The 7,585-nt window shown below is 63.5% G+C and carries 4 protein-coding genes; all 4 read left to right on the top strand.

The features are described from left to right. The coding region (locus KA184_22085; GenBank protein MBP8132279.1) for a hypothetical protein at positions 1-792 on the top strand (792 nt) is incomplete at its 5' end. 680 nt (positions 793-1,472) lie between these two features. Beyond that, the gene (locus KA184_22080) at positions 1,473-2,771 is read left to right on the top strand and encodes a Gfo/Idh/MocA family oxidoreductase (GenBank protein MBP8132278.1); all 1,299 of its coding nucleotides are present in this window, start codon (positions 1,473-1,475) and stop codon (positions 2,769-2,771) included. Next, positions 2,768-4,906: a sugar phosphate isomerase/epimerase gene (locus KA184_22075; GenBank protein MBP8132277.1), complete on the top strand. Its 2,139-nt coding sequence runs from the start codon at positions 2,768-2,770 to the stop codon at positions 4,904-4,906. Before KA184_22080 ends, KA184_22075 begins: the two co-directional genes overlap by 4 nt. 378 nt (positions 4,907-5,284) lie before the next feature. Further along, the coding region (locus KA184_22070) for a hypothetical protein (protein MBP8132276.1) at positions 5,285-7,585 on the top strand (2,301 nt) is incomplete at its 3' end.

The following is a 7,585-nucleotide window of genomic DNA, read 5'->3' as shown; positions in this document are numbered from 1 at the left end:
GCGTTTCCGCTGGGCGACGCGACATCCGTCGAAGAAATCGAGCATTACCCGAACTGGCCCAGCGTCGAGTGGTTTGACTACGGACCCGTGCGGGAGCAGGCGCGCCGCGCGCGCGAACTGGGGAAAGCCGCCGTTTTCATGGGCGACCGCCTGAATCGCTGCGCGCAGCTCAAACCGGCGATGTACCTCCGGGGCGTGGACCAGATACTCGTGGATCTGTACCTGAACCGGGACATGGCGAAGGCGATATTCCGGCGCATCGCGGAGTTCTACTGCGAGTACCTGCGCCGCACTCTGGAAGCGGGCGAAGGCAACATAGACATCCTTTTTACGGGAGACGATTTCGGCACGCAGCACAACACCTTCATGCCTAATGACATATGGCGTGATATGCTCCGGGAAGGATTCCGGCGGTTCATCGATATTGGCCACGAGTTTGGCTGCAAAGTCGCGCATCATACCTGCGGCAGCATCGCGAGCCTCATCCCGGACTTCATTGAGTGCGGTCTGGACATCCTGAATCCGTTACAGCCGGGTGTGCAAGGCATGGACTACGCGCGCCTGAAGGCGGACTTCGGCCGCGACATTGCGTTCCATGGCGGCATTTCCATTCAGAAGACGCTCCCCTACGGAAGCGCGGAAGACGTGCGCGAAGAGGTGCGCGAACGTATCGGGAGCCTGGCCGGCGGCGGCGGATACGTCTTGTGTACCGCTCACAACATCCAGGCGGACACGCCCCTGGACAACGTTGAAGCGCTGTTTGAGGCTTATTCCGAGTACGGCGCATATTGAACCCGGCGATGGGCCATTGGAAACGGAAGTAAAGCGCCGTGGCTGCCGGGGCGCGCGGCCCGTTCCCGAGTGGATTGGCGCCCGGTGCAGCGCTTGGGAGCGCAAAGCAATACGCTTTCCGCCGGGATTGCAGGAGCAGGGGCCTTGTGCTACTGTGCATTGGGTGCGCGGAGAATCCGCCGCGAGCAGGCGGCCGCAACCGGAGGAGCGAGCGTTGATTCCGGCTGCGCGCAGACACCGGGCCCGAAACGATAGAGAGTCCGAACGTGGCCGCGTGCGCTGACCGTGGCGGCACGGCACAGAGTGCATTTGACGCTTGAGCCGCGTTGATGCCGCATGGTCACACCGGAGAACGGTCTCGGGACCTTGAACCCCGTGAAGCCGTCTTGCCTGGATTGTAGTCCCGACGGAGGCAACGTGCTCATGGGGGCCATGGACGTCGGAGCCCTTCCGGATGCAGCCGCGGGGCGAATGGCCCCTGGCATGGATGTTGGCCGCTTCTTGACCGGCGAATGCGGCAATATGACAGGTGCGCCCTCAGGCTTGTGCCGCGGTCCGGCGTTTCGGGACCGGGAGCGGGCCGCGAAAACCGGGCGCGAGTCGGGACTCAAGGGGGGAGCGGCCTATCGGGTGCGGTTCGGAAAAACGGAGCCGCGGAGACAAACGGGAGACGAACCATCATGAGCATGAATCGCCGTCAGTTCTTGTGTCGCAGCGCCGCGGGGGCCGTGGCGGTGCTGCCGCACATTATCCCCGCGTCCGCGTTGGGCGCGGAGGGAGCCGTCGCACCCAGCGAGAAGATTACGGTCGGTTGTATTGGCGTCGGGAGCATGGGCAAGACGAACATGAACTCGTTTCTCGGCCTGCCCGATTGCCGGGTCGTTGCGGTATGCGACGCGTATGCCGATCGCCGGGAAGAAGCCAAGCAGATTGTTGACTCGAAGTACGAGGACACGGGTTGCGCCATGTACGCGGACTGGCGCGACGTGCTCGCCCGCGAGGACATCGACGCCGTTATGATCGCGGTGCAGGACCATTGGCACGCCCTGATTGCGACGGCGGCCGCGCGCGCCGGCAAGGACATGTATTGCGAGAAGCCGCTCGGCGTGTCGGTCCAGGAGTCGCGCCGGGTGCGGGAAGTTGTTCGCGAAACCAGGCGCGTGTTTCAAACGGGCACCTGGCAGCGTTCGCTTGAACCGTTCCAGCGCGCCTGCACGCTTGCGCGCAACGGGTATGTCGGCAGGATCCACACGGTGGAAGTGGCCACCGAAGGCCCCGGCTACCGGCCCAAATACACAGGGACGCTAGACCCGCAACCCGTGCCCGAAGGATTCGACTGGGAAATGTGGCGCGGCCCGGCGCCCGCGAAGCCTTACAATCCCGGGCGTGTTGCGTGGCCCGATTGGTACCTGATTTGGGATTACTGTTCCGGCTTTATCTGCAACTGGGGCGTCCACCATCTCGACATCGCAAACTGGGGCTGCCCCGAGATCGGCGATGCGCCGTTTGAACTGGAATGCTCCGCGACGTACCGGAACGAGGGTTTCACGGACAACGTCGACACGTGGGCCGCGACGTTCACCTATGCGTCGGGCCTCCGCATGGTCTTCAAGGACTGCGAACAACAGAAGAGCGGCTGCCGTTTCATCGGAGACGAGGGCTGGGTCCACGTGGACCGGTCGGGCATCTGGGCCGAGCCCGAAACCCTGCTGACCGTCCCGTTCAAGGACTCCGATTCGCGGCTCACGGACTCGACCAACCACGGCGGCAACCTGCTCGCGTGTATCCGCGCCCGCAAGGACCCCGTCTCCGACGTTGACGCGGCGGACAAGGCGTCGGTCCTCGGCATGCTGGCCGATATCGCTGCGCGTCTGAACCAGAAACTCCGGTGGGACCCGAAGGCTGGCCGATTCTTCGAGAACGACGAGGCCAATGCCATGTTGCAGCGTCCCCTGCACAACGGATGGAGACTGACATGAGCCGCACACGGACCTATGCCCTGCTCCTGGCCGTGCTTGGCCTTCTGGGCGCGAGCTACCGCGCCGATGCGCAAACGCCGTTCGGCTGGCGCGTCGGCCCGGCTGCGTGGAGTTTCAACCGGTTCAGCTTCTTCGAGGCGGTGGACAAGACGGCCACGCTGGGCATGGACTGCATCGAGGCGTTTGAAGGCCAGCGTGTCTGGCCCGATGCCGAAGTGCTGTTCGACGCGAACCTGACGGACGAGTCCATCCAGCAAATCCGTGCGAAGCTTGAGGCCGCGAAGGTGCGGCTGGTCAGCATCTACCTGCACAACATCCCGGCCGGCGAGACGGATTGCAGGCGCGTGTTTGAATTCGCGCAGAGGCTCGGTGTCGAGTTTCTCGTTTCGGAGCCGCTGCCCGAGGCGCTGGACCAAATCGAAAAATGCTGCAACGAGTTTTCGATCAGCCTCGCCATTCACAACCATCCTGAAGGCAGTTCCCGTTATTGGAATCCGGAAGCCGTGCTGCGCGCGTGCGAAGGACGCGGGGCGCGTATCGGCGCCTGCGGCGACACGGGGCACTGGCTGCGTTCCGGCGTCAGGCCCGCGGACGCCGTGCGGCTGCTGGACCGCCGGTTGCTGGCGTTGCATCTCAAGGACTTGGACAAGGCTGCGCCGGACGCCCGTGACGTGCCTTGGGGCCAGGGTGTGGGCGAAATCGGGACAGTGCTGGAAGTGCTCGAAGAATTGCGGCTGAAGCCGCTTCTGTTAGGTATCGAATACGAATCAGACCCGGAGAATAACGCGCCGCAGGTCGCCGCGTGCGGCAAATGGTTCCAGGAAACGTCGGCCGCTCTGGCGGCGAAGGTTACGCGTGAAGACCCGCTCTTCGCGGGGTGGGCCTCAATGGACATCACGCCGCCGAAGCCCGTGGCGCTCGTGGGCCAACTGCACAAACGCATCTCGACGGGCGTGCTGGACCCGCTTACGGTCACGGCGCTCGCGCTGGAAACGCGCGGGCCGGACGGGCAGACCGAGCAGGCCATCCTGGTTTCCTGCGACCTGGTCGGTGTGTGCGGGGGCACGGTGGACCGGTTGCGCGAGGCAGTCGCCGGGCGCCTGCCCGGTTTCGACCCGCGCAAACTGGTCGTGAACGCCACGCACACGCACACTGCGCCGGGGTTGGAGGACAGCAGGTATAAAGGACTGTATGACGTGAGCAACGACCCGGGTGTCATGACGGCATCCGAGTACGGCGCGTTTTTCGTGGAACAGACCGCGAACGCCGTGGCCGCGGCTTGGGAAAACCGCGCGCCTGCAAGCATGAACTGGGCGCTGGGCAGCGCCGCCCTCGGCATCAATCGGCGCGCCCAGTACTCGGATGGCGCCGCGCTGATGTACGGCGATACGCGGCGCGGCGACTTCAAGAGTTTTGAAGGCAGCACGGACCCCGGCGTCGAACTGCTGTTCTTCTGGCGTCCGGACCAGACGCTGGCCGGGATGGTCATCAACATCGCGTGCCCGTCTCAGGAAACCGAAGGCCTCTCTCAGGTATCCGCCGATTTCTGGCACGACGTGCGCCAGGAAATCAGCCGCCGTCATGGCGAAGGGCTTTTCATTCTTCCGCAGTGTGCCGCCGCGGGCGACGTCTCGCCCCATCCCATGTTCCGCAAGGCCGCGGAAGAGATTATGCTCCAGCGGCGGGGGCTGTCGCGCAGGCAGGAACTCGCGCGCCGCATCGCCGACGCCGTGGACGCGGTGCTGCCCGCGGCGGTTGCGGATGCGAAGGCCGCCATATGTCTGCGGCACGATGTCATTGCCCTGGACTTGCCAGAGGTTGAACCGGCGCGCCTGCCGTTCTATGAAGCCGACTCCGTTCACCCCATGCGGTTTCACGTGCTCCGCATAGGCGACGTAGGCATGGCCACGAACCCGTTTGAATTGTTTCTCGATTACGGGTTCCGCATTCAGGCGCGCAGCAAGCCCGTGTTGACATTTCTTGTGCAACTCTGCGATTCGTCGAGCGGCTACTTGCCGACCGCCGAGGCGATCTCCGGAGGCGGATACAGCGCGGACCACTTTGTCGTCGGGCCGGAAGGTGGACAATTGCTCGTGGACGAGACTGTGGCGCGCCTCAACTTTTTCTGGCCATAGAGGGGCCTTGCGCGAGGATAGAAATGACCACAAGCCGCAGGTTCGGCTTTTCCCGGGTAATGAGGAGTGCCGCAGTCGCGTTGGTGGAACCCCGCCAACCGCGCCGGGTGGCAAGACAGCATCCGAGAGAAGGACATTAAGCGCATGTTTCGCCAGAACGAGCTCCTGCTTCTATTGGCATTGTTGATTTCGCCGCAGGCTGCGGGTGCGCCATGGGCGACGCCCAGCTCCAACACCGTCCTGCTGGAGCGGACGCAGGACGGCGTTGTATCCGTCCAGGCGCTGCCTGCACGGGGCTGGCAGTTCTCACGCTCAGAAACCAGTCCTTCTGCGACTCCGCCGCCGGATAATCCCGGCGCGGTTCCAGCAGAAGCCGTTGTGGGCGTTTCAAAAACCGTTACGGAGGCATTCCCGCCGGACGCCGGGGAAGGGGAGCCTCCTTCCGCGGTTCTCTATCCTGTCCTGGATCCGCGTTATACGAATGCGTGGCCACGGCACGCAGGCGATGGCCGGTACGGCACGCTTGGCGTGATCAACAAACGTCCTGATACGAGTCAGGCGGCGCTTGAGCCTGTTTTTGACGGATCTGGCCTGGATACCCTTGGGTCGCTGCAGTTTGCCTATGCGTTTCACGATGCCGACGAAGACGAGTTCTGCGGCTCCTATTTCACGTTCGGCCGGCCCTCGATTCAAACGGTCAATGCGGACGGGAGCCAGGGGCCTGAGATTCCGCTGCAGCAAGACGCCACGTTCAATACGCAAAACGTGATGGCTACCGCGGGACCTGCGGTGGTGTTGGAGCTGCTGCGCATAGTCCTGGGCGAAGTGGACGCCGCTACGGCACTCACGGTCAAGATTGAGTTGCAGGACGGAGAGTGGGCTACCGGTTTCGTGCGCGCAAATGTGGACAATGTCCTGTCGCCGGACGTGGTGGTTGACGTGCCGCTCGCGGCATTTGCAGACCAGGTCGACCTCGAGCAGGTCAAGTTCGTGAACCTTATTGTGGAGGAGCGTCACGTAATTGATGGAGTTATCAATCCTCCCGCAGGCAGCTTCAAGGTCAAATTCGTTGGCTTCGTGGATACCGACCCGCCCGCTCCGGCGGACGCCGCTTCCGTTGCAGCGATGAACGATGACGCCATGCTGCGCGAAATCGCGCGGCGTGATTTCGAGTCCATGCTGCGTCTGCGTGACACCAAGACCGGCGCGGTCCTGGACCGTACGCTGTTCCGCGACCTGATCCACTGGGGCGCAACCGGCTGGCTCCTCGCGTCGTTGCCGGCCGCGATGGAAGAAGGCTGGATCGGCACGGATGCCGCATGTGAGGCGGCGCTGCGCGTGTTGCGCTTTGTGGATAACGACGACTTGTTCGGCAATGAGCCGACGGGTATGCTCGGGAACGCGGCCGGCCTCATGTATCGCTTCGGGGGTATTGACCCGGCGGGACTGGAAGGGCCGCTTACCGGGACGCGCAAGCTTGATCCAGGTGATATCAACGCCGTTGAAGCGAGCACCATCGACACGTTTCTTTTCCTGATGGGCGCGTGTGCCTGCGCGGGGGGACTGGAAGCTGCCTGCCCGGAGGTCGGCGAACGCGTGACGAACATACTGGCGCGGGTGAACTGGCCCGCTATTATTGATGCCGGAACGCGGCAGTTCTACCTGTCGTGGAAGCCAGAGCCGGACGAAGGGTTCGCGGCACCGGCGGCTTTCGGCGGCTATTGGGCCAGTAATGAAGACGATTTGCCGCTGCTGATTGACTACTGGACCGATGAGGGGGCCCTGGGGGCGATTCTCTATGCGGGCGTTGCGGAAGAGTGCCTTGCGGATGAAGCATGGTATGCGATGACCCGCGAAGAGCGCGACGGCCTCGTCGTCACGTATCCGGGCTCGTGGTTCACCTATACTTTCCTGAGCGCCGTGTATCTGGGTCAGAGCGCCGGGCCGGATCGCAGCCCCGTGGATTGGCGCGGCAACGCAGCGGACGTCTTCGGGACCTTGTGCGCCGAACTGAACGCCACCATCCTGCCGGATGCGTGTGAATTGCCCAACACCAGCTATCTGGCGCAAGGTCTGCCCGCCGCGGCGGTGTCCACGACTGCGACCTTTACGGGAACCGTTACTCCGTATTCCATCGAACTGGCTCTGGGCCTCGGCGGCGAACCGGCCGCTGCCTCACTCCAAGAAATGAGAAGGCTGCTCTTGGAACAGCCGGAAGTCTGGGACCCGGTCTTTGGATTCCTTGACAGCTTTCATGACGATCTGACTGACCCGCGCATTGCCATCATGATGGGTGAGAATGAGGAGGGAGAGACGGCGTTGCGCACCCAGGGGAAATGGGTGCAGAACCATGTCTGGCCGCTCAACAAAGGCGCGGCGTTTCTGTCGGCCATGAACTACCTGAATGACGGGGCAGTAAGCGAATTTGCCGCCAATCATCCCGTCGTGGCAAGGGGCCTCCAGCTGATCTATGGTCCTGAAGCTCCTCCGTGCGAAGGCGAAGGCGAAGGCGAGGGCGAGGGTGAAGGTGAAGGCGAGGGCGAGGGTGAAGGTGAAGGCGAGGGCGAGGGTGAGGGCGAGGGTGAGGGCGAGGGTGAAGGCGAAGGCGAAGGCGAAGGCGAAGGCGAAGGTGAAGGCGAAGGCGAAGGTGAAGGCGAAGGTGAAGGCGAAGGCGAAGGT

The sequence above is a fragment of the Candidatus Hydrogenedentota bacterium genome, assembly GCA_018005585.1.
Taxonomy (GTDB): domain Bacteria; phylum Hydrogenedentota; class Hydrogenedentia; order Hydrogenedentales; family JAGMZX01; genus JAGMZX01.
Note: the sequence above shows the minus strand (reverse complement) of the source record. Positions and strands in the feature narration are given on the sequence as shown.